Raw genomic sequence first — 21,301 nt, 5'->3', positions numbered from 1 at the left:
ATCCAGTTTTCTAGATGAGGAGGAAAGCAGATGTATTATGAAAATGATCGAGAAAAAGAAATCATAAAATACCTGCCCTTAGTGGAAAAGGTGGTAAATGGTCTGACAATTAAACGCAGTGAGTATGATCGCGGCGATCTATATAACATCGGTGTTATTGGCTTAATGGATGCTCTTGAAAAGTTTGATAAAACAAAAAAAGTGCCCTTTGAAGGCTATGCTTATATTAGAATTAAAGGGACCATCATTGACGAAGTCAGAAAAACAGCACCTGTTTCAAGAACTCGATTAACTCGACTAAATGAATACTACCGTGCCAAAGAAAATCTTGAAAAATCACTGATGCAAACACCGACAGAATTAGAAATTTGTGAGGAACTAGGCATCAATGAAAAGCAATTATCTAAAATTCATGAAACCGTCCATCAGCTAGCTTCTGTTTCTTTAGAAAAAGCAATGTTCAGTGACGATGGCAATGAAACAGAGTTAATAAACTTTTTAGAAGACAAACAAGTTAACAATACTGAAGATAGTCTAACCGATAAAGAACGTCAAGCATTATTGAGTGTCCACATCGATAAATTATCTCAAAGAGAACAAATCATTTTAAACATGTACTACGTTGATGAGCTATCGTTAAAACAAATCGCACACGTTTTTGACATATCTGTTCCGCGTGTTTCACAAATTCATGGGAAAATAATACTAAAACTCAGAGAGTCAATGAGGAGAGAATACGATGATTAGAAGTATGGATACACTTAGTCGAAATTTTAATGTTTTACAAAAAAGACAAGAAAATATCAGTGCAAATGTAGCTAATATAAATACTGCAGGATACAAATCACAAGAATTGATTCAAAGCACACGTGCTGGTAATACGCTCATCAATTCTTTAGACAAACCGCAATTGGATCAACAGCAAACGCTAGGTGGGTATAATTTCAGCAATCAATTAGATGAAGTTTATAAAAATTTTGAACCAGGTGAATTAAAAGAAACCAATTCTCAAACAGATCTTGCGTTGAGTGGCAATGGCTTTTTCACATTAACCGGAGATGATGGTCAGACGTATTACACAAAGAATGGTCAGTTTTCAGTAAATGCTACTGGTGAGCTTGTTAGTCAAGATGGACATAGGGTAATGGGAAGAGACGCAACAGGCCAAGCAAGACCGATTCAAGTAAACGCAACAGATTTTTTTGTAGATAGTGCCGGAAGAATCAATGGAACAGCCATGCAACTACTGCTAACGGAGTTTGAAAACCCAGCGACGCTAACAAGTATGGGTGGAACGTTATATACGGGACAAGGTGGAGCGGCGATGAATGGTGAAATGACCGTTTATCAAGGCATGATTGAAACATCAAATGTTAAAACCGTTGATGAAATTACGAATTTGATGCTTGTCTCTCGAGAATTCGGGGCTAATCAAAAAGCGTTAAGTGCAGCTGATGAGACTTTGAAAAAAGCCGTCAATGAAATTGGAAGAGTTTAGGAGGAAGAATAAGTGAATATCTCTTTAAGTACAAGTAAAAGTGGATTAAATGCTATCCAAGCGTCAATGAATACGTTATCTAATGATATTGCTAACGTAAATACTACAGGTTATAAATCTAAAAACAATCATTTTAGCGAATTATTGAAAAATGATTTAACGAGTAAGAATCTTCTTTTATCAGATCAAACGCAAAATAGTGGAATTAATAGAGGAACTAAAAGTACGATCGCAACAATGAATCATACTCAGGGATCGCTTATTTCTGATACTAGCCCTTACCATTTAGCGATTGAAGGCAATGGTTTTTTTGGAGTAACAGATGAGAATAATCAGTTTTATTTGACTCGTGATGGAGCATTTCAACTAAATGGTGATAAGTCCATTACAAATAGTAAAGGCGACCGCTTGTCGATTGACTCAGTAATTCCATCTGAACAGTGGGCACAAGGAGAAGTTAGTATCGCTGAAAATGGTGACGTTCGTATTCAAACAGCAAACGAAAATCAAGTGGTTGGAAGAATTTTATTATTTAATCCAGCTAATGCAGATGCGATGGTTTCTGTAGGAGAGAATAAATTTAGTTATACTGGCGATTTTGTCGAACAAGATGGCTCCATTCAGCAGCATTATTTAGAAGCCTCGAATACAGATTTGGCTACCGCAATCACAGATATGATGTTAGCCCAACGTTCGTATTCTTTGAATATGAAAGTAGCACAAGGGACAGATGAAATGATGTCAGTCATCAATCAGTTCAAACAATAAAGCGAAAATTTATTGCTGAAATAATAAGCCTGGTAAAACAGTTAGTGATACTTCTCCTAAGGCAAATGCATTTACAACGGTAGGTTGACTCAAACTGGGTCAGGAAAGAATTTGAGGATATATAGGTGATGAAGCATGATTAAGATGGAAAATGTAGGAAAAACCTATCCTAAAGGAGTAAAAGCACTTCGGGATATATCGGTATCGATTGAAGCTGGAGAATTTGTCTATGTCATTGGAGCAAGTGGTTCTGGAAAATCAACTTTTGCAAAGCTGATTATCCGAGAAGAGAAAATGACGAAAGGAAAGATGACTGTTTGTGGATTTGATTTAGCGAAAATAAAAAGTAAAGATATACCCAAGTTAAGACGCCAAATCGGAGTTGTTTTCCAAGATTACCGCTTACTGAAAAATCGGACAGTTTTTGAAAATATTTCTTACGCATTAGAAGTAATCGGAACAAATCCTGAAGAGATAAAAAATCGTGTAATGGAAGCGCTCATTCAGGTTGAACTTGAAGACAAAGCGGATCAAAAACCCACACAATTATCTGGTGGGGAGCAACAGAGAATTGGAATTGCACGAGCAATCGTTAACAAGCCTAAAGTTCTCATTGCAGACGAGCCGACTGGAAACTTAGATCCTAAAACCGCGCTAGAAATTATGCGTTTATTTTATCGTATTAATTTGACGGGTACGACCATTATTATGGTTACTCATAACTTAGCTATTGTAAATAAAGTACATAATCGTGTAATCGAGATTAAAAACGGTGCACTTGTTGATGATCAATGTAAAAATAGTGGAAGCTTGCAATATGATTATCATTCAGGGGATTATGTCTTTATTTAAACTTTTATAGTATTAACTAAAATACTGAGACAAATGTCTTAGTATTTTTTCTTTTGCTATAAAGTTTTAGCTAACTGTGCCGATATATAAAATGAGATGAAAATAGAAGGCTGGTGTCTGATTAGTTTGAATAGAAGATAAATCAATTTTTGAAAAGCGAGCTTGTATAAGTCTTTAAATATACATAAGTAGAAATGCGTTAAAGTAATAGTATAAAACTAAACTAGCGAAAAAGAGGATTGAAAAATGAAAAAAAGAAAAGAAAAAACAGGTAGAATTATAAATTTAAGTGTAAAAATACTAGCAGGATTTGCTGTCATTGTGGTGTTAATCATGATACAAAGTGTATACAATGCGATTTCTTTAAACGAGATGAATAAATCGGTGGAAACCGTTATGGAAAAGGAGTTAAAACTTTTACTTGTTAATGAGGAACTGTTGGTAGACGTGCATAAGCGCACAAGTTTAATGAGAGGTTTTTTATTATATGAAGACGAATCTTATCGTACTCAATTTAAGGAAGAACTAGCAGATGCGATAGCACTAGAGAATGAGGCTATTGAAACGAGCGACTCGCCTGAAATGGAAAAACTCATTGGTAGAAAAGTCGCTTTAGGAAATCTAACGGACGAAGCTTTTGAAGCTTATGACAATGGAGAAAAAGCTAAAGCTGAAGAAATTATGAATCTTCAAGCTAAAGCAATAGAACAAGAATTAGAAAAGGGCTTTTCAGAATTAGTAGACTATCGAGAAAAAAGAATCCAAGATTTAGGTCAAGAAATCATAGCAGACGGCAAAGCAATGAGAAATTCTGGGATTATTGTAACGATTATTGTGGCAATATTTTCTGTAATCATTGCTTATATTACTTCAAGAAATATCACAAGACCCATTAAACTCGTTATGAAACAAATGAAAGAAATTTCAGAGGGCAACTTAAAAATTGAGCCGTTAACGGTAGCAACTAAAGATGAGACTGGCCAATTATCTGAATCCATGAATACAATGCAAGATGTATTGAAAGAGATGATTTACGAACTTTCAGCTGCTTCGGAAACATTGACAGCTAATAGTGAAGAATTAACTCAATCAGCGTTTGAAGTGAAATCTGGTTCAGAACAAGTAGCAACAACAATGCAAGAACTAGCTACGGGTTCAGAAACGCAAGCGAATACAGCAAGCAGTTTATCAATTGTAATGGGCAATTTTACTAAAAAAGTTCAAGATATCAATAAAAGAGGAGATCAAATCAATAAAACATCTCAACATATTTTAGAAATGACCAATCAAGGAACAGAATTGATGGAATCTTCTACCCAACAAATGCAAAAAATTGATCAGATTGTCCAAGATACGGTTGGGAAAATGGGAACATTAGACAATCAAACCAAAGAAATATCTGATTTAGTTTCTATTATCCAAACGGTTGCCGATCAGACAAACTTGTTAGCTTTAAACGCAGCAATCGAAGCAGCAAGAGCGGGCGAACATGGTAGAGGATTTGCGGTTGTTGCAGACGAAGTTAGAAAATTAGCCGAACAAGTAGCGGTCTCCATTGCAGATATTACAGGATTCGTAAATACAATCCAGAAAGAATCAAAAAATGTAAGAGAGTCTTTACAAGTAGGATACACAGAAGTTGAAGAAGGCACAATGCAAATTAAAACAACTGGAAAAACGTTTAATAAAATTAGTAAGTCTGTCACAAGTATGGTTGGTGAGATTCAACAAATTTCTATTAATATAGAAAGTATGGCAGCCAATAGTGAGATTATGGGAAGTTCGATTGAAGAGATCGCCGCTGTTTCTGAAGAATCAGCAGCTGGAGTAGAAGAAACGTCTGCTGCTACACAACAAATTAGTAGCTCGATGGAAGAAGTATCTGGAAATTCAGAACACTTAGCTACATTAGCAGAAAACTTGAGCCAAATAGTTAATAAATTTAAACTATAAAAAATAAACCATCAGCGGATGACAAGAGAGGAATTTATCTTGCGTTATCAACTGATGGTTTTTTTCTCATAGAGACCGTTATATTATGGTAGAATTAAGATGAAATCATTAGAGAGAAGGCGAATAGCAATGAATGAAAACCAACTTTGGGAAGAATTTATTGAGAAAGATCCAGAATATAAAAATGAAAAATATGTAGCTTGGCAATATGGCGCTGTGCCTGATGAACTGGCTGATTTAACGATGAAAGAGATCAAAACAGCTACTTCTTCAGCCTATGATATGTATGCTTTGGAAGGAGAACCCCTGCCTGAAATCGGCGAATGGAACATAATTTTAGATAGTCAAGATGAAGCTATCTGCATTACGCAGACGACGAAGGTTTATGTTGTGCCCTACGATGAAGTGACAAGCGACCATGCCTTCAAAGAAGGAGAAGGTGATCGCTCCTTAACGTATTGGAGAGTGGTCCATAAAGAATTCTACTCTAAAGAGTATGCAGAAAATAAGTTAGGATTCAATGAAAAAATCCCTGTTGTTTGTGAAGAGTTCAAATTAATGTATAAGGGTGACTAAGTAACTGAAAGGATATCAGTAAGAAGCTGGCGGAATACGGAACGATTTTCTTCTGTAAAAGGTTTAGGCCCTTTCGTCCGTTTGCCACTTTTACGAACCATCGCACTCAAATACCGATCTTGTAACAAGCGGTCAATATTATCTGAAGTGTAGCGATACCCAGTATGGTGTATTACACTAGCGCCTTTTGCTAGGGCTAATGAAGCTAAACCGTAATCTTGTGTTACGAGCAAATCATCTTTTTTTAGTAGACGCATGATGCGGTAATCGGCGGCCTCAGCACCCGTATCTACATAGATTGTTTCAACTCCAGTGGGCTGTTTTTTAGTCGAAAAATGCGAAATACTTGTTACTAAGGTAATAGGAATTTGTCTAGCTATTCCTTCTGAAATAATAATATCTTTGACAGGGCAAGCATCTGCATCGATATAAATCATTTTTGGTTGGTTTATATTCATTAGTATTGATCCTTTCTATTGTTAGGTAGTCTAGTTTATTTTACAAGAAATAAAGAAGACGTGCAAAAAAATGAGAGAATAAAGCAAATAACTAAATTAAAAAAGTTATCCCCAACAAAAGACTTTTTGCTGGGGATAACTTTTTTAGTTATAGCTAAATTATTCTGCTTTTTCACCAATAACTTCTGGCTCAGCAGCTTCTTCAGTCGTCTCTTCTTCAAGAGCAGCTGGTTGTGCTACGATGACAACTGTTTCACCTTGTTCATCAAAGACAGTAACAGATTTATCTACCTTAATGTCTGCAACAGTCATAGAGTCACCAATGGTTAATTTGCTAACGTCAAGAACATATTCAGTAGGAATATTATCCGGAGTTGTTTCGATTTCTAATTCATTTAATGTTTGTGAGACCATACCTAATTTAACTTTTTCAGTACCTTCAAGAACAATAGGAACAGTAACAGTTAATTTTTGTCCTTTTTCAATTGCTTGAAGTTCTACATCTAAAATTTGAATTTTTATAGCTGAACTTTGGTAGTGCTTAATGATAACTTGTTTAGGCTCTTCACCTTCAACAACAACATCAAAAATACCATTTTTTCCTAATTTTTTTAATACTTCAATAAAATCTTTTTCGTTAAGTAAGATTGAAGTAGCGTCTCCGCCCTTGTTGTATACAACAGCTGGAATGTTGTGTTCTTTTCTATACCTCTTAGCTGAAGCCGTTCCAATTTCTGATCTTAATTCTGCATTTACTTTCATAAATCTTTCCCCTTTCGTATTAGCTTAGTATAGTTGCTTTACACAATCTGTCTGAATCTAAAAAAAGAAAAAATCGAAAACTAAGCGTTGAAATCATCTTCACTAGCCAGTATACCAGATATAGATGATAGGTCCAAACGAAATGGATTTAGTCTGTTTATTCCAATTGATTGTTCTCAATAACCATGGCTATACCTATACCGCCACCTACACATAAAGAAGCGATACCAAAGCGAGTGTTATCTTTTAATAATTCGTGAATTAAACTAACGACAATTCTAGATCCTGATGCACCAATAGGATGTCCCAATGCTATTGCACCACCATTCACGTTAACTTTTTTGGGATCCAACTTCAAATCGTTTATAACAGCAACGCTTTGAGAAGAGAAAGCTTCATTTAATTCAATTAAGTCAATATCTTCTAAGGATAAGGTTGTTTTCTTTAAAACATCTTTTATTGCATAATAGGGAGCGTATCCCATGATTGCAGGATCGACACCAACCTCTGCATAGCCCTTAATGGTTGCTAAATAAGGCAAACTTAAATGTTCTGCTAATGATTTTTTCATTAAAACAAGTGCTGCAGCTCCATCGTTGATTCCGGATGAATTCCCAGCAGTAACCGTACCGCCTTCTTTAAAAGCCGGTTTTAGATTGGCTAAGCTGTCTACAGTTGTTGATGCACGGATAAATTCATCCTCGCTAAATAGGTTCTCTTTTCCTTTTATTCCTTTAATAGGTACGGGAACAATTTCTTTTGTGAATTTGCCCTCTTTTTGTGCAGTTGCAGCTCTCATTTGGGATTCAAAAGCAAATTGGTCTTGTTCAGATCTTGAAATCCCATATCGTTCTGCAACGGTCTCAGCTGTCAGTCCCATAGGCAATCGGCTAAAAGCATCTGAAAGGCCATCTCGCATAACGCTGTCTGTCATCGTATCATCACCAGCTTTTTTCCCCCAGCGGTGTGAGGCTAAAAGATAAGGAGCTTGAGACATGTTTTCAGTGCCACCAGCAACCACAACATCAGCGTCGCCTAATTGGATGGCTTGACTGCCAAGAATAATAGCTTTTAAACCAGAACCACAAACTTCATTAACAGTCATACCTGGAGTAACAAATGGGATCCCAGCATGAACCGCGATTTGACGGGCAGGATTTTGACCTGAACCAGCTTGTAGAACGTTACCAAAAATGACTTGATCAACCTGCTCAGGAGCAATAGCTGCTCGTTTAAGAGCTTCTTTTGTAACGATTGTTCCTAATTCAACAGCAGAGATAGAGTTTAAACTGCCTCCGAATTTTCCGATTGGAGTTCTTGCGGCACTAACAATAACGACTTCTTCCAATAGATACAACTCCTTTAGGATAATTTGGTCATGATTCTTTCTTAAAACTCTTCATACTCTTTATTGTACGTCATTCTTTTTAATATGACACTTTAAGTTTTTATAAAATTACTAAGTTTTTTTAAAAAAGAAGGTAGAATATTAAGGTTATCTTTAATTTGCTGTTCTTATCTTGTTTTTTAAATTATTGTGTACTATTCTTTAAATGGACTACCAAGCTTAACGGGTGTAATGTATCTATTGGTATAGGATCGATACAGTATAAGCTTCATTTAGGCTAACGGATTATTGGAGGAGATTTTTTTGAAAATAGGAATCGATAAAATTGGTTTTTATACGCCAGATTTATATGTAGATATGCGAGAGTTAGCAACTGCTAGAGGAATAGAACCAGATAAATTCACGATTGGAATTGGACAAGAAAAGATGGCCGTTGCGCCTCTTACTCAAGATACAGTCACATTAGCTGCGAATGCGGCATTAGATTTATTGGACGAAGCAGATAAAAAAGCGATTGATTTAGTTATTTTTGGAACAGAATCAGGAATAGATCAGTCTAAATCGGCTGCTGTTTATGTTCACGAATTAGTCGGACTAGATTCGGCTGCACGTTCTTTTGAAATCAAACAGGCGTGTTATGGAGCAACGGCAGGAATCCAAATGGCTAAAGGCCATGTTGCGTTAAATCCAGACAGTAAAGTACTAGTTTTAGCTTCAGATATTGCACGTTATGGCTTAAATTCTCCAGGTGAATCAACACAAGGAGCTGGTGCGGTTGCATTAGTGATTAGTGCAAATCCTAAAATAATGGTATTAGAAGATAAAAGTGCGTATCATACATCAGATATTATGGACTTTTGGCGTCCTTCTTACTCGGATACGGCATTTGTTGATGGGAAATTTTCAAATGAACAATACATTTTATTTTTTGAAACGGTTTGGAAACAATACCAGGCTAAAAGTGGATTAACGTTCAAAGATTTTGAAGCACTGTGTTTCCATGTACCGTATACCAAGATGGGACTTAAGGCTTTAAAACCAACTTTAGAAGCAGAAGGAACAAAAGAAGATCAAGAACGGATACTAGAAAACTATCAAAAAAGCATTCAATACAATAAAGTAGTTGGCAATATCTATACGGGTTCATTGTATTTGAGTCTGCTTTCTCTTTTAGAGCAAACAATAGGACTAGAAGCCGGCTCGAGAATTGGATTGTTTAGTTACGGCTCAGGTGCGGTAGGAGAATTCTTTACCGGAATCTTGCAACCGGATTATCAAACTTACTTAAACAGCACTCAACATAAAAATCAGTTGTCAGCAAGAAGAAAAATTAGTATCGAAGAATACGAATCTATTTTTAGACAAGAGTTACCAATTGATGGTTCGACTATCAAATTGGATACGAGTAACGAGTTAGCTTCTATCTATTTAATGGGTATGACTGAAAATAAAAGACAATACGTAAACAAGCAGCGTCTGGACTAATGATTAACTAAAAAAAGGAATGAGACGCTTTGTCTCATTCCTTTTTTTGGTTAATAAATTTTATTAAGGAACGGGGTTTCCAGCAGAGCGGTAAAGTTCGTACCATTCTTCTCGTGTTAACTGGACATTAGAAGCTAAGACAGATTGTTTCAAACGCTCAGGTGTCATTGTTCCAACAATCGTTTGGATATGAGCAGGATGGCGTAAAATCCATGCAATAGCTGCACCTGAAGAGTCAAGTCCGTATCTTTCGCCGATTTCTTTTAGTTTAGTGTTCACTTCTGGAAACGCTGGATTATCGATGAAAACTTCCCCACCAGCTTTAACAGGTGACCAAGCTTGAATTGTCATTTTATTGAGACGACTGTAATCGAGAATACTGCCATCGCGATTAATGCTATTATTGTCCGTCGTATTAACGTTGATACCCGCATCAATCATTCCGGTGTGCATTAAGCTGAGTTGCAATTGATTGGCAATTAACTCCTGTTCAACACTTTGTTTTAACAACTCAATTTGCATGGGGTTATGGTTGCTTACGCCAAAATGACGAACTTTTCCATTTTTCTTTAAAATAGAAAAAGCTTCTGCTACTTGATCAGGTTCCATCAATGCATCAGGACGGTGCAATAATAGAACATCCAAATAATCTGTTTTCAACCGACTTAGACTTTCATCAACAGATTTAAGAATATAATCGGTTGAGTAATCATAAAATCCTTTTCGAATAGCCGTTTTACTTTGGATAATCACTTTTTCTCGAACAGACGATTGTAAGTCAATTGCTTTTGAAAAAATTTCTTCAGACTTACCACCACCGTAGATATCAGCGTGATCAAAAAAATTTACGCCTAAATCTAATGCGTTATCCACAACGGCAGTCGCTTCTTTTGCAGATAGGCCGGCCATCGTCATACAGCCTAAGCCAATATTGGAGACCAGTAAGTCACTTGTTCCTAATGCTATTTTTTTCATTCCATCATGCTCCTCTTATGTTCAATCTACTTGACAATAGTAGTATACCTCTTATCAGTTTAACATGTAAACGAATACAGGTAAAATTGGATTTAGTTGCTGATGTTGTGTTTTATCGAGCAAGAATTAAGATGAAACCAATTAAAATCTAATAGAACCTATAGAGACAAGTGACTGCCTAAAATAATAAATGAGAAAATAAGATAAAATATTCACAAAACGATTGACAGTAAAATGATTTAGGATTATAGTAGTTACTGAAGGTAGCTACTAAATGAAAAAGCGAATAAGTGAGGATAATCATTTAATAAAGGGGGAGAAAAATGAATCGAGTAATAGCGATTATGAAAGAGTATCAATTTTCAGAATATGAAACATTGGTTTACATTGCCTTATTAAAAAAATGTAGTCAGACAGGTTATGAAGTAAGCAAGAATTCAAGTGTCCCTCGCTCGAAGGTATACAATACGCTAAATGTTCTGTTAAAAAAAGGGATAGTTATTTGTAGCAATACAGACCCAGTACTGTATATGGCTCAGCCAGTTGAAAAAGTGATTGAGCAATTAAAGAAGAAAACCCAAAGTGATTTTGAAGAGATTGAAAAAAGTTTAGGCAGTATTGAAGAAACAGAAATAACAGAAACGTTATGGAATGTTTCTGAATACAATCAAGTCATTGAAAAAATAAATGAATTAATTGAAGGTTCAAAAAAAGATTTGTATCTACAGGTTTGGGAAGAAGAGTTAACAACAGAAATGGTAGAGTTGCTCACCAAAGCTGAACAACGCTTAGAGAATTTCATTGTTATTTTATTTAGTCAAGAACAGCGATATGAATTACCATTTACTCGTTTTTATAAGCATGGGTTTGAAGAAGACAAGTTAAAAGATTATGGCAGTCGTTGGATTAGCTTAGTAGCAGATTCAAAAGAAGTAGTGTATGGGACATTGCCAGCAGATCAGCCAGATGTTATCTGGACAAGAAATCATTCGATGGTTAAGTTAGCTAAGGAGTACATTATCCATGATGCTTATAATTTACGCATGATTAAACAACTAGAAGATCCGGCAAAAGAAGTATTTGGAAAAGATTTAATGGATGTTAGAAATATTTATAAAAACTAAAAAAATTGTTGGAGGAAACTATAATGACTACGGTATTATTATCTTTGATTGTGATTGTGAACTTATTTTTTGTATTCTCTTTTGTGAAAGATTTAGTAAAGCATAAAAGTGAGATTATGACAGAACCAGCTAGCACATTGGCACTCCCATTTACGTCATTCTTCACGTTTTTACTTTCCACTTTTGGCGTATCAGATTTTGCTATTGGAACAGTATTGTATCGCAAGTTGAAATGGGTGCCTCTAAAGAAATTACCAGGAACATTGAATGCACAATGTGTTATTCCAGTAGCGGCAATGGCCCTATTATATATCACATCGATTGATGTTGGTCTTAAAACATTAGCTGTTTGTATTATTAGTCAAGTCATTGGAGCATATGTAGGACCACGTTTTGTTGTAAAATTACCAGAAAAAACAATCAAACAATTTATTTCAATCGGTTTAACTGTTGCAGCATTGTTAATTTTAGCTGGAAAATTCAATTTAATTCCTTCTAATGGAACGGCAACTGAATTATATGGTCTAAAATTAGTAACAGCGGGTGTTTTATTATTTGCTTATGGTGCATTAAACAATATTGGTATTGGTTCATATGCGCTAACAATGGCTACTGTTTATGCTTTAGGTATGAATCCAGCAGTAGCTTTCCCCATCATGATGGGCGCAGCCACATTCTCAGTTCCAATCGGAAGTATGCAATTCGTTAAATTTGGTGAGTATAGTCGTAAGATTACGTTATTTACCTCTACATTTGGAGTATTAGGCGTATTAACAGCTGTTTACTTTGTTAAATCATTAAACGTTGGTATGCTTCAATGGTTGGTTATTGTGATTTTGCTTTATACAGCTGTTACTATGGTTTTAGAAATGCGTAAATCTAAAATGGAATTGGCAGATAACGTCAACTAAAAAAAGAGAAGAAATAAAAATAAATTAAATTGGCTATCATTAAAAAGTGGTCAAAATAAGAATCATGAAGGAGAGAGAAGAATGATTGTATTAACGAAAAAAGAAATGCAAGCTGTTTTTACAATGGAGGAAGCTATTCAAGCAGATAAAGAAGCTTTACGTCTTTTCTCACAAGGGAAAAGTACTGTTCCATTGCGTACAAACATTGATGTTCCTGAACATGGCGGTCAAAGCTTATATATGCCAGCTTATGTTGCTGGAGACAACCAAGCTTTGGGAGTTAAGATTGTTTCGATTTACCCTGGTAATATTGAAAAAGATTTACCAAGTGTGCCAGCAACGATGGTTTTACTAAATGCTGAAACGGGAATAGTCGAAGCAATGATGGATGGCACTTATCTAACACAACTACGCACTGGAGCTGTTCAAGGAGCGGCAACAGATATTTTAGCTCGTAAAGATGCTAAAATTGCTGCTTTGATCGGAACGGGTGGACAAGCTATTTCTCAACTAGAAGCAATGTTAACGGTTCGTTCATTGGACGAAGTAAGAATAGTAGATATTGACAAAGAGCGTTGTGAACAATTTGTAAAAGAGATGTCAGAACAATTTGCTCATTTTAATACGAAATTAATTGCAGTAGACAATTCAGAAGAAGCGGTTAAAGGCGCAGATATTATTACTTCTGTGACAACAGCTAAACGTGCAACATTCTCTGGCGAACACGTAAAAAAGGGTGCTCATGTTAATGGTGTTGGAGCGTATACTCCTGAAATGCACGAATTACCAAGCGAAATCATCGTCCGTGCAGATAAAGTTATCTTCGATACAATGGAAGGTGTTCTGGCAGAAGCTGGCGATATCATTACTCCGTTAAAAGAAGGTTTAGTAGAAAGAAGTCACTACCAAGGAGATCTTGGTGAAGTGATGCTAGGTAAAATTTTAGGCCGTGAAAATGAAGAAGACATAACCGTTTTTAAAACGGTTGGGACAGCGGTATTGGATGTTGTGACAGCTGGAAAGATTCTTGAAAAAGCTAAAGAACTTGGAGTTGGAACACAAATCGCTTTATAAAAAATAGAAACGATACCTAAAAAACCAACTAGTGAGAAAGCTCAACTAGTTGGTTTTTTAGGTGTTATTTTTTATTTTCGAGCATCCGTATCTTGGTTTGTTCCAGGTGATAAGGGCATGCTTGGATTATCAATAGGATGATTCCCACCAAATGTTCCGTCTGATTTCTTAACAGGAATACCGTCAACGGTTAAGCCTTTATTTTTTGATTGAGGAATATCAGCATGTGCAGCTGAATATTCTCCTACGTTTGATAGGATATCTTCATTTTCTAAATCAGCATTAGTCGTATAAAGTAAGTCCTTGGTTTGACTTGACTGTGAAGGTTCTTCGACTAAGATAACGAACCCACCATTTTTGATGGCTTTATTGTAGCGTTCGGTGATGGATGGATCCAAATTATATTTGCCAAGCGGATTTTCTAAATCGCCATCTGTAAAAATATCTCTCGTTCGATCCCAAATAGACTGGTGGTGAGCTTGAGTTACTGAATCGACATCAGCAATGGTTAAACTCTCAATTCGACCTTTATTTTCTTTGTATGTGACAATAGTAATATCATCAGGTAGATAACCTTCCACTAACAAGTGTTCTACTCCTGCTGCGGCTTCTTCAACGGATTGGTAAGCATACTTAAAAACTTTTGACATTACAATTCCTCCTCGTTTAATATTATTTCTACTACTAACTTAACAAATAAAGAAAGGGTTTCCAAATTAAAAGCCTTGTGTATAAAAGAGACTGGTTAACACATAAATAAGAGAAACAGATAATTGGACATTTACATTTATTTTATTTATACTTATTATAAAGTGATAAACACTTTAATACGATTGTAGGAGGAAAAGGACGATGGCACAAACGAATACCGAAGTACAAACGGCACTGAATAACTTGGTGGCAACTCATAGAGTGTTTACTAGTAAATTATATCAGCATCATTTTTACGTACAAGGAACTCACTTCTTTACACTACATGAAAAATTTGAGGAGCTATACAACGAAGCAACAGAGCATTTTGATGAGTTAGCTGAACGTTTACTAGCATTAGGTGGCAAACCTTATTCAACGTTACAAGAATTTTTAGATCATTCTGTTATTAAAGAAAAACCCTATACAGAAAAAATAACAGATACAGATATGGTAAGTTCAGTAGTAGCTGATTTCCGTATAATGAGAGATGAATTATCAAAAGCAATTACACTAACTGGTCAATCAGAAGATGATGTAACACAAGATATATTAATTGGCTACAAGACTGAAATAGAAAAGCACATCTGGATGTTCCAAGCTTTCCTTGGAAATAATCCATTAGATGGCGAATAAGGAATCACTAGTTATAAGGAAACACCAGATTTTTTGGTGCTTCCTTTTTTTTGAAAAAAATAAACGATCTAAAAAACTTACTCACCAAATTTGGTCCAATAGGCTTGAAGGGTGGTATACTATTAAGGACAAAAGAAGAAGAAGGGTGAAGATAAATGGCTAGAGAAAAAAAGTTCTCAACAGAGGATATGTACATGGAGACTCATAAACTTTTACTATCCGTAGGTTATGATAAATTTTCATTTGGGTTATTAGCAACTTCATTGAAAGTCTCTCGAGCAGCTATTTATAAGTATTATACAAATAAAGATGAATTAATTTATGATTACATGGTTTCTGAAATGGAAAAAATGGTAGAAGATCTTGATCAAATAGAATGGATTTCAGATTATCCTTCTCAGTTTCAGCAATTATTTGCACTGATTTTTGAATACGGTGATATTCACCAGATTTCTTTTATGGTTCCAACTAATGGAAAAATAGATAGCGATAAAATAAAAGAGAAGAAACAGCAATCGTTGGTAATGCATAAACGTTTTTTTGAACAAATTCAACAGTTTATTCAAACGGGTCAAGATAAAGGGTATATAAAACAGGCCATTCCAACTGGTTTAATAATTGAACTTATTTTCCATAGTGTCACTATTCCCAATCGATCAAGACTTACGCAACAAGAAAGAGCTAATTTTTTACAAGAAATTATTTGTCAGGGAATATTTGAAAAAAGGTGACACAAGTGTAACTTTAAGGTATACTAACCATACAACTCACGAGTTAGTTTATTTGAAATGAGGCCCAAAAGATGTTTTTAGCGCTAAAAGAATTAATTTATTCAAAAGGTCGTTTTATTATGATCAGCTTAATCATTGTTTTGATTTCATGGTTAGTATTCTTTTTAGCCGGATTAGGTAATGGTCTGTCTGATTTAGGGGCAGCAACGTTAAAATATGCACCAATTGAATATGCAGTATATGAAGAAAACTCAGACTTTTCTTTTTCTAAGTCAATGTTATCGGAATCTTTAGCAGATGACTTATTGAAAGAAAAAGGAGTAACGGCTGTTGCTCCAATTGGAACGGCATCGGCATCTATTCGACAAAAAAATAGCGATGAGGACACTGCTTCAAAAATCGATGTTTTAATCGTCGGGATTCGTCCAGGGTCTTTTATGGAACCGATTGTTACAGCTGGGGAATCATTGCAAGCAAGCAATCCAGCAGGGGTTATCGTAGATCATTCTTTAGAACTTGAAGGTTTCAAGCTGGGAGATAATTTAACCATTAATGGGTCAACACAGGAAATGGAAATTATCGGATTTACTGAAAATCAATCATTGAGTCATCAACCGGTTGTATTTTCATCACTAGAAAAATTACGCGAATACAAGTATGCAGCACCGGGTTCAGATAATGGAATAAAAGACGTAGTTAACAGTATTTTACTTCAAGGCAAAGAGAGTGAACCAATAGAGATAGAACAATCTATTGAGGGTGTTCAAGTCGGTTCCAAGAAAGAAGCGATTAACGCTGTTCCAGGATATGCTGCGGAGAATGGTACAATTACACTGATGGTAGGATTTTTAATTATTATCTCTGCGATTATCATTGCGGTTTTCTTTTATATTTTAACTAGTCAAAAAACGCAACAATTTGGTGTAATGAAAGCCATTGATGGCAGTAATTGGTTTATTATCAAATCGGTTGTTTCACAAGTCTTTATTTTATCTGTTTTAAGTATTTTGATAGGAATTTTGTTAACGTATGCAACGGCAGCTGTCTTACCAGACTCAATGCCTTTTAATCTAATACCTTCATTAGTTATCTCATATAGTTTAGTGTTATTAGCTATCAGTGTTATTAGTTCATTCTTTTCGGTTTTGAAAATAGCAAAAATTGATCCATTGACCGCATTAGGAGGGAAAGAATAATGGCAGGATTGCAATTAAAGAATGTTTCAAAAGTTTATCAAGAAGGCGAGTTTGAAACAATTGCTTTAAATGATGTCACATTAGCCGTCGAGCCAGGCGAATTTATAGCCATTATTGGACCTTCAGGCTCAGGCAAAAGCACGTTTTTATCTGTTTCAGGAGCGTTGCTTCAACCATCAAAAGGTGAAGTGTCAATCAACGACGTAGCGATTTCTACATTGAAAGAAAAAGAACTATCCAAGGTTCGATTAGAACAAATAGGATTTATCTTACAAACATCGAATTTGATTCCTTATTTAACTGTCTTAGATCAATTATTAATTGTCAAAAGAATGGGTGGCAAAGTTACTGCACAGGCAAAAGAATATGCGCTTCATTTATTGGCAGATTTAGGGATGACTAGTAAGATAAAAAAATATCCAAATGAGTTATCTGGTGGAGAACGTCAACGAGTTGCTATAGCGCGCTCGTTTATGAATGATCCGGACTTGATTTTAGCAGATGAACCAACGGCTAATTTAGATACAAAAAGAGCAAATGAAGTCGTCCAGCTCATTGCTAAAGAAGTGAAATCTAGAGGCAAAGCAGCAATTATGGTTACTCACGACGAGCGTATGTTGAAATATTGTGATCATATTTATCGAATTGAAGACGGTGTACTCTCGCTAGAAGAGTAAATAACTAGCGGAATAAAAAAAGTAAGCCTCCATTTTAGTGTGTACTAAAATGGAGGCTTACTTTTTTAATTTGTCTAAATAAGAATAAGCAATCTTTTTTTAATGAGTACCGCCGTCTTTTTCTAAAAGATTTTCAAATAAATCATAAATAGGTTTATTTACTTTTTTCAAAGAAACTGGACGGTGTTGAGTATTTAAAAAGCAATGGTTACTTATTCCGGTAGCTCTTAATTGACCGGATAGTTTGTCGATGACTTGATAGGATATGGTTAGCTTAATTCCATTAAAAAAGTCAACCGTAGGGATGATGTAGACGGTTTGATTGTAATAGACCATTGATTTATAATCGCACTGAATAGCTAACACAGGAATGATAATTCCTGATTTTTCCATTTGATCATAGCCAAATCCGATAGAATCTAATAAATTTGTTCGGGCTTCTTCAAACCAGCGAATGTAATTAGAATGATGAATAATTCCCATTTGATCGGTCTCATAGTATTGAGCTTTGTGTTCGTAGTGTGTTAATTCACTATCCATAAAAAAACTCCTCACGTTAAAAAAATAAGCAAAAGTTGACTTTTTAAAGGGCCAACAAACTTGGTTTTAATGGCTGACTTTGAGTCGTTGCGAGATAACCGTAAAGTGAACCCGTATAGATAGATTCAAAAATAGGCAATACTTCTAAATCTTGTGGTGTAATAAAATGCATTTCTTTTTGAAAATCATAAATCTTACTATCTGATAGCAAGGTAGCAACAAATTGAGAACAGAAAAAGACATCGTCTCTTACAAAGTCAATATTTAAAGCCAGGGTTACTAGTCCCATTAAATTATAGTGGTACAAATTCTTTGTTTGTTCATAATAGCCAATTAAATTTGTCAACAAAGTATATTGATCTGGTGTGACATCACAAGAAAGAATCTTGCATTGCGCGCGTATAAAATACTCTCTAGTTAAATCTTCTTGAATAAATCCTGCAATAAAAGGATTATTTGGTCTTTTTCTACCAAAGCTGTACATATCTGTTAAAGAAGAATCTAAAGCAAGTGAAGCATGGTTATATTCCGCTTTAGTATAAAATTTAATAGTTTTGGAAAGAATCGTATTTGTATCGGTTAAAACGAGATATATTTTCATAGAATTACCTTCTTTTTATAAATTAGTCAGGTCATTTTGTCTTTATCTTTATACTGTAAAATAATAGCGAAATCAAAATAGTCTGTTGTCTGTTAGAAACGATACAGTCTTTTTAAGTATACACTATCCATAGTTTTTTACTAGGCTTCTTTAATATAAGGCCCTTATTTATTAATAAAACTAGTGAAAATTTGTCATATATGCATAGTTAATGAATAAATAGGCTCCTTTTTAAAGAGCGAAAGAGTTGGTCTAACTGGAGTAGATAAATCAACGAGTAAGGATCTAATTAGTCGATTTTACAAAGTAAACGAGGAAGAAAATCTTAGTAGACAGGACTGATATTTGAGAATCAAGCAGCTATAATGGAATTGGGTGATGGTTCAAAAGGGACCGTACTATAATTGCTGTAAAATGCATAAAAATAAGAGAGTAAAAATGAAGGAAAAGAGTGAACGACCAGCCAAAAGACTTGTCGTGTACTTTTTTATAAATCGGCGATACTTTTCTTAGCTTCATTGTTTTGCTAGTGGCTAAAAAAGGTGTATGATGGACTTAAATGAGGATGAAAGAAATGAAAAGAGGATGAAAAATGGAAGCCAAGATTTTTGAAAGTGAACATCAAATCAATTATTACGAGTGTGATGCTAGTCAACAATTGACTATTTCCATGTTGGTCAATATTATGATGCAAGCATCAGGTGAACAGAGTCATGAGTTAGGTGTTGGGGATGAAGCGCTAGCTGAAAAAGGATTAGCTTGGATTGTCTTGCAATATACGGTTGATATTAAGCAGATTCCAACTGCTCATCAAAAAATAACAATCACCACACAAGCTTTATCTTATAATAAGTTATTTTGTTACCGTGAATTCAACGTATACGATGAAACAGGACAATTATGTGTAACAGCTAAAAGTACGTTTGCGTTATTAGATATCGAAAAAAGAAAAATGGTTCGTATTCAAGACGAAGTTGTTGCGCCTTTTAAAGCGCCGTTTTCAAAAAGACTGATACGGACACCTAAACCAGAAAAAGTAAAGGAAGAGCAATCGACAGAAAGTGAGTACCGTGTTCGTTACTTAGATATTGATACAAATCTGCATGTAAACAACTCGAAATACTTAGATTGGTCGATAGATACATTGGATTATGAATTTTTAACAACACATAAATTAACCCATCTCACCATTAAATTTGAAAAAGAAGTTTATTATGGGCATCAGATAAAAAGTCAGATGAGTCTCTTAGAAAATGAAACGGGTCAATTCATTTCTGCTCATCGCATTATGACTGGAGATGTTGTAAATAGCGAAGCAAGTATGACGTGGGAAAAAATCGAAAAGGAATCCAATAGGTGAAAAGATGGTAACCATTAACGATATTGCTCAGCAAGCAGGAGTGGCTAAAAGTACTGTATCCAGATATCTAAATGGTGGATCCGTAAGCCAAAAAACAAAAGATAAATTAGATACCCTTGTAGCGGAAACAGGTTATAGACCCAATACTTTTGCACAGAGTCTTAAAGCAAAGAAAACAACGATTATTGGAACGATTATTCCACGATTAGATTCTTATTCTGCAAATGAAGCTTTAATTTCTATTGATAAAGGGTTGAGAGAGAAGAATTTTCAATTGCTTATTACCAATACAAATCAAGATGCCAAAAGAGAAATAGAAAGTATCTATTCATTAGCAAGTCAAAAAGTTGCTGGTATTCTTTTATTTGCAACAGTGATCACTGAAGCCCATAAAAAAGCAATTGCTGACGTAGCAATCCCAGTTATTTTATTAGGTCAACAAGCTGACGGTCTTTACTCCATTGTTCACGATGAATACGATGCAGGATTTAAAATAGGAAAATATGCGACAGATCTAGGGCATAAAAACTTTCTTTATTTAACGGTCTTAAAAGCAGATGTAGCAGTAGGGCAAATGCGTAAAAAAGGAGTATTAGACGCATTAAGTGAAAGCAAAGAGACGACTATTGAACTAATTGAGACAAGTTTTACTTTTGAAGAAGCGTATCAACAGATTATCCATTTGTTACCAGACGTAACAGCTTCTTACATCATTTGTGCGACAGACAATATTGCTTTAGCTGTATTAAAAGCAGCACATCAATTAAAAATAAGTATTCCAAACGTATTTTCAGTATCTGGTTTTGGTGGCTACCAAATTACGACCGTTGTTTCGCCAACAATTACGACGGTAAAATATGCTTACCAAGAATTAGGCGAAATAGCGGTTGAAAACTTGCTTTTGTTGTTAGAAGGTTTACCTGTTCCTAAAAAAACAATCTTGAAAAATAAATTAATAGAAAATGAATCAACTAAAAGACTGAATTAAGTAAGTTCTACTAAATCCTCGATTTCTCTACTGATTGTGTCTGACGATGCAATGGTAGTAAAAAATTGAGGTATTTTATTTTTATCTGTTTTAGACTA

At 35.1% G+C, this 21,301-nt stretch carries 23 protein-coding genes; 16 read left to right on the top strand and 7 right to left on the bottom strand.

Going from position 1 to position 21,301, the window contains the following annotated elements:
* Positions 1 to 30: 30 nt before the first annotated feature.
* From ACMHYH_RS08605 to ACMHYH_RS08580, 6 genes are all read left to right on the top strand, one after another.
* Positions 31 to 747: a sigma-70 family RNA polymerase sigma factor gene (locus ACMHYH_RS08605; RefSeq protein ID WP_414838993.1), complete on the top strand. Its 717-nt coding sequence runs from the start codon at positions 31 to 33 to the stop codon at positions 745 to 747.
* Positions 740 to 1,498, top strand: a complete 759-nt coding sequence (locus ACMHYH_RS08600) for a flagellar hook-basal body protein (RefSeq protein ID WP_414838992.1) — start codon at positions 740 to 742, stop codon at positions 1,496 to 1,498. The genes ACMHYH_RS08605 and ACMHYH_RS08600 overlap by 8 nt, the downstream gene beginning before the upstream one ends.
* Before the next feature lie 12 nt (positions 1,499 to 1,510).
* Entirely contained in the window at positions 1,511 to 2,266 is a 756-nt protein-coding gene (locus ACMHYH_RS08595) for a flagellar hook-basal body protein (protein ID WP_414838991.1), read from the top strand.
* A 135-nt stretch (positions 2,267 to 2,401) separates the two neighbouring features.
* Positions 2,402 to 3,118 (top strand): cell division ATP-binding protein FtsE, encoded by a 717-nt coding sequence (gene ftsE, locus ACMHYH_RS08590; protein ID WP_414838990.1) that lies wholly within the window; start codon positions 2,402 to 2,404, stop codon positions 3,116 to 3,118.
* A gap of 246 nt (positions 3,119 to 3,364) precedes the next feature.
* Positions 3,365 to 5,071, top strand: coding sequence for a methyl-accepting chemotaxis protein (locus ACMHYH_RS08585; RefSeq protein WP_414838989.1), 1,707 nt, complete (start codon positions 3,365 to 3,367; stop codon positions 5,069 to 5,071).
* Between the two features lie 99 nt (positions 5,072 to 5,170).
* Positions 5,171 to 5,647, top strand: coding sequence for an ASCH domain-containing protein (locus ACMHYH_RS08580; RefSeq protein ID WP_414838988.1), 477 nt, complete (start codon positions 5,171 to 5,173; stop codon positions 5,645 to 5,647).
* On the opposite strand, the gene ACMHYH_RS08575 is transcribed toward ACMHYH_RS08580, so the two are convergent.
* The 3 genes from ACMHYH_RS08575 to ACMHYH_RS08565 form a co-directional block, all read right to left on the bottom strand.
* Entirely contained in the window at positions 5,644 to 6,105 is a 462-nt protein-coding gene (locus tag ACMHYH_RS08575; RefSeq protein WP_414838987.1) for a YaiI/YqxD family protein, read from the bottom strand. The genes ACMHYH_RS08580 and ACMHYH_RS08575 overlap by 4 nt on opposite strands.
* A gap of 159 nt (positions 6,106 to 6,264) precedes the next feature.
* A complete protein-coding gene (locus tag ACMHYH_RS08570) occupies positions 6,265 to 6,867 on the bottom strand; it encodes a 50S ribosomal protein L25 (protein ID WP_414838986.1) in 603 nt (200 codons plus the stop codon).
* A 157-nt stretch (positions 6,868 to 7,024) separates the two neighbouring features.
* Positions 7,025 to 8,215 carry an acetyl-CoA C-acetyltransferase gene (locus ACMHYH_RS08565; protein WP_414838985.1) on the bottom strand — a complete coding sequence of 397 codons (1,191 nt, stop codon included), beginning with the start codon at positions 8,213 to 8,215 and terminating at the stop codon, positions 7,025 to 7,027.
* Between the two features lie 303 nt (positions 8,216 to 8,518).
* On the opposite strand from ACMHYH_RS08565, the gene ACMHYH_RS08560 reads away from it, so the two are divergent.
* Positions 8,519 to 9,700 (top strand): hydroxymethylglutaryl-CoA synthase, encoded by a 1,182-nt coding sequence (locus ACMHYH_RS08560; RefSeq protein ID WP_414838984.1) that lies wholly within the window; start codon positions 8,519 to 8,521, stop codon positions 9,698 to 9,700.
* 63 nt (positions 9,701 to 9,763) lie between these two features.
* Here ACMHYH_RS08560 and ACMHYH_RS08555 read toward each other — a convergent pair whose 3' ends face one another.
* Positions 9,764 to 10,675: an aldo/keto reductase gene (locus ACMHYH_RS08555; RefSeq protein WP_414838983.1), complete on the bottom strand. Its 912-nt coding sequence runs from the start codon at positions 10,673 to 10,675 to the stop codon at positions 9,764 to 9,766.
* A gap of 323 nt (positions 10,676 to 10,998) precedes the next feature.
* Here ACMHYH_RS08555 and ACMHYH_RS08550 point away from each other — a divergent pair, with 323 nt between their 5' ends.
* From ACMHYH_RS08550 to ACMHYH_RS08540, 3 genes are all read left to right on the top strand, one after another.
* A complete protein-coding gene (locus tag ACMHYH_RS08550; protein WP_414838982.1) occupies positions 10,999 to 11,799 on the top strand; it encodes a TrmB family transcriptional regulator in 801 nt (266 codons plus the stop codon).
* A gap of 23 nt (positions 11,800 to 11,822) precedes the next feature.
* Complete coding sequence (locus ACMHYH_RS08545; RefSeq protein ID WP_414838981.1) at positions 11,823 to 12,710, top strand: sulfite exporter TauE/SafE family protein; 888 nt, start codon at positions 11,823 to 11,825, stop codon at positions 12,708 to 12,710.
* 81 nt (positions 12,711 to 12,791) lie between these two features.
* Positions 12,792 to 13,784: an ornithine cyclodeaminase family protein gene (locus tag ACMHYH_RS08540; protein ID WP_414838980.1), complete on the top strand. Its 993-nt coding sequence runs from the start codon at positions 12,792 to 12,794 to the stop codon at positions 13,782 to 13,784.
* 71 nt (positions 13,785 to 13,855) lie between these two features.
* On the opposite strand, the gene ACMHYH_RS08535 is transcribed toward ACMHYH_RS08540, so the two are convergent.
* On the bottom strand, positions 13,856 to 14,434 hold the full coding sequence (locus tag ACMHYH_RS08535; RefSeq protein WP_414838979.1) for a hypothetical protein: 579 nt from the start codon (positions 14,432 to 14,434) through the stop codon (positions 13,856 to 13,858).
* A 202-nt stretch (positions 14,435 to 14,636) separates the two neighbouring features.
* Between ACMHYH_RS08535 and ACMHYH_RS08530 the strand changes: the two genes are divergently transcribed.
* From ACMHYH_RS08530 to ACMHYH_RS08515, 4 genes are all read left to right on the top strand, one after another.
* Complete coding sequence (locus tag ACMHYH_RS08530) at positions 14,637 to 15,110, top strand: Dps family protein (RefSeq protein ID WP_414838978.1); 474 nt, start codon at positions 14,637 to 14,639, stop codon at positions 15,108 to 15,110.
* A 155-nt stretch (positions 15,111 to 15,265) separates the two neighbouring features.
* Positions 15,266 to 15,841: a TetR/AcrR family transcriptional regulator gene (locus ACMHYH_RS08525; protein WP_414838977.1), complete on the top strand. Its 576-nt coding sequence runs from the start codon at positions 15,266 to 15,268 to the stop codon at positions 15,839 to 15,841.
* 71 nt (positions 15,842 to 15,912) lie between these two features.
* Positions 15,913 to 17,037 carry an ABC transporter permease gene (locus ACMHYH_RS08520; RefSeq protein ID WP_414838976.1) on the top strand — a complete coding sequence of 375 codons (1,125 nt, stop codon included), beginning with the start codon at positions 15,913 to 15,915 and terminating at the stop codon, positions 17,035 to 17,037.
* Positions 17,037 to 17,714 carry an ABC transporter ATP-binding protein gene (locus ACMHYH_RS08515; protein WP_414838975.1) on the top strand — a complete coding sequence of 226 codons (678 nt, stop codon included), beginning with the start codon at positions 17,037 to 17,039 and terminating at the stop codon, positions 17,712 to 17,714. The genes ACMHYH_RS08520 and ACMHYH_RS08515 overlap by 1 nt, the downstream gene beginning before the upstream one ends.
* 99 nt (positions 17,715 to 17,813) lie before the next feature.
* Here ACMHYH_RS08515 and ACMHYH_RS08510 read toward each other — a convergent pair whose 3' ends face one another.
* Both ACMHYH_RS08510 and ACMHYH_RS08505 read right to left on the bottom strand, forming a co-directional pair.
* Entirely contained in the window at positions 17,814 to 18,254 is a 441-nt protein-coding gene (locus ACMHYH_RS08510) for an acyl-CoA thioesterase (protein ID WP_414838974.1), read from the bottom strand.
* A 43-nt stretch (positions 18,255 to 18,297) separates the two neighbouring features.
* Positions 18,298 to 18,855: a hypothetical protein gene (locus tag ACMHYH_RS08505; RefSeq protein WP_414838973.1), complete on the bottom strand. Its 558-nt coding sequence runs from the start codon at positions 18,853 to 18,855 to the stop codon at positions 18,298 to 18,300.
* A gap of 592 nt (positions 18,856 to 19,447) precedes the next feature.
* Between ACMHYH_RS08505 and ACMHYH_RS08500 the strand changes: the two genes are divergently transcribed.
* Both ACMHYH_RS08500 and ACMHYH_RS08495 read left to right on the top strand, forming a co-directional pair.
* Positions 19,448 to 20,215, top strand: a complete 768-nt coding sequence (locus ACMHYH_RS08500) for an acyl-[acyl-carrier-protein] thioesterase (RefSeq protein ID WP_414838972.1) — start codon at positions 19,448 to 19,450, stop codon at positions 20,213 to 20,215.
* Positions 20,216 to 20,219: 4 nt separating this feature from the next.
* Positions 20,220 to 21,203: a LacI family DNA-binding transcriptional regulator gene (locus ACMHYH_RS08495; RefSeq protein WP_414838971.1), complete on the top strand. Its 984-nt coding sequence runs from the start codon at positions 20,220 to 20,222 to the stop codon at positions 21,201 to 21,203.
* Positions 21,204 to 21,301 lie beyond the last annotated feature (98 nt).

The sequence above is a fragment of the Carnobacterium sp. TMP28 genome (genome assembly GCF_047553015.1).
Lineage (GTDB): Bacteria > Bacillota > Bacilli > Lactobacillales > Carnobacteriaceae > Carnobacterium_A.
The sequence above is the reverse complement of the archived record's forward strand: the minus strand, read 5'-3'. Positions and strand labels throughout refer to the sequence as shown.

Coding starts and splice junctions, on each gene's coding strand:
- ACMHYH_RS08605 (WP_414838993.1), top strand. CDS start 31: ATGTATTATGAAAATGATCGAGAAAAAGAAATCATAAAATACCTGCCC.
- ACMHYH_RS08600 (WP_414838992.1), top strand. CDS start 740: ATGATTAGAAGTATGGATACACTTAGTCGAAATTTTAATGTTTTACAA.
- ftsE (WP_414838990.1), top strand. CDS start 2,402: ATGATTAAGATGGAAAATGTAGGAAAAACCTATCCTAAAGGAGTAAAA.
- ACMHYH_RS08585 (WP_414838989.1), top strand. CDS start 3,365: ATGAAAAAAAGAAAAGAAAAAACAGGTAGAATTATAAATTTAAGTGTA.
- ACMHYH_RS08580 (WP_414838988.1), top strand. CDS start 5,171: ATGAAATCATTAGAGAGAAGGCGAATAGCAATGAATGAAAACCAACTT.
- ACMHYH_RS08575 (WP_414838987.1), bottom strand. CDS start 6,105: ATGAATATAAACCAACCAAAAATGATTTATATCGATGCAGATGCTTGC.
- ACMHYH_RS08570 (WP_414838986.1), bottom strand. CDS start 6,867: ATGAAAGTAAATGCAGAATTAAGATCAGAAATTGGAACGGCTTCAGCT.
- ACMHYH_RS08555 (WP_414838983.1), bottom strand. CDS start 10,675: ATGAAAAAAATAGCATTAGGAACAAGTGACTTACTGGTCTCCAATATT.
- ACMHYH_RS08550 (WP_414838982.1), top strand. CDS start 10,999: ATGAATCGAGTAATAGCGATTATGAAAGAGTATCAATTTTCAGAATAT.
- ACMHYH_RS08545 (WP_414838981.1), top strand. CDS start 11,823: ATGACTACGGTATTATTATCTTTGATTGTGATTGTGAACTTATTTTTT.
- ACMHYH_RS08540 (WP_414838980.1), top strand. CDS start 12,792: ATGATTGTATTAACGAAAAAAGAAATGCAAGCTGTTTTTACAATGGAG.
- ACMHYH_RS08535 (WP_414838979.1), bottom strand. CDS start 14,434: ATGTCAAAAGTTTTTAAGTATGCTTACCAATCCGTTGAAGAAGCCGCA.
- ACMHYH_RS08530 (WP_414838978.1), top strand. CDS start 14,637: ATGGCACAAACGAATACCGAAGTACAAACGGCACTGAATAACTTGGTG.
- ACMHYH_RS08525 (WP_414838977.1), top strand. CDS start 15,266: ATGGCTAGAGAAAAAAAGTTCTCAACAGAGGATATGTACATGGAGACT.
- ACMHYH_RS08520 (WP_414838976.1), top strand. CDS start 15,913: ATGTTTTTAGCGCTAAAAGAATTAATTTATTCAAAAGGTCGTTTTATT.
- ACMHYH_RS08515 (WP_414838975.1), top strand. CDS start 17,037: ATGGCAGGATTGCAATTAAAGAATGTTTCAAAAGTTTATCAAGAAGGC.
- ACMHYH_RS08510 (WP_414838974.1), bottom strand. CDS start 18,254: ATGGATAGTGAATTAACACACTACGAACACAAAGCTCAATACTATGAG.
- ACMHYH_RS08505 (WP_414838973.1), bottom strand. CDS start 18,855: ATGAAAATATATCTCGTTTTAACCGATACAAATACGATTCTTTCCAAA.
- ACMHYH_RS08500 (WP_414838972.1), top strand. CDS start 19,448: ATGGAAGCCAAGATTTTTGAAAGTGAACATCAAATCAATTATTACGAG.
- ACMHYH_RS08495 (WP_414838971.1), top strand. CDS start 20,220: ATGGTAACCATTAACGATATTGCTCAGCAAGCAGGAGTGGCTAAAAGT.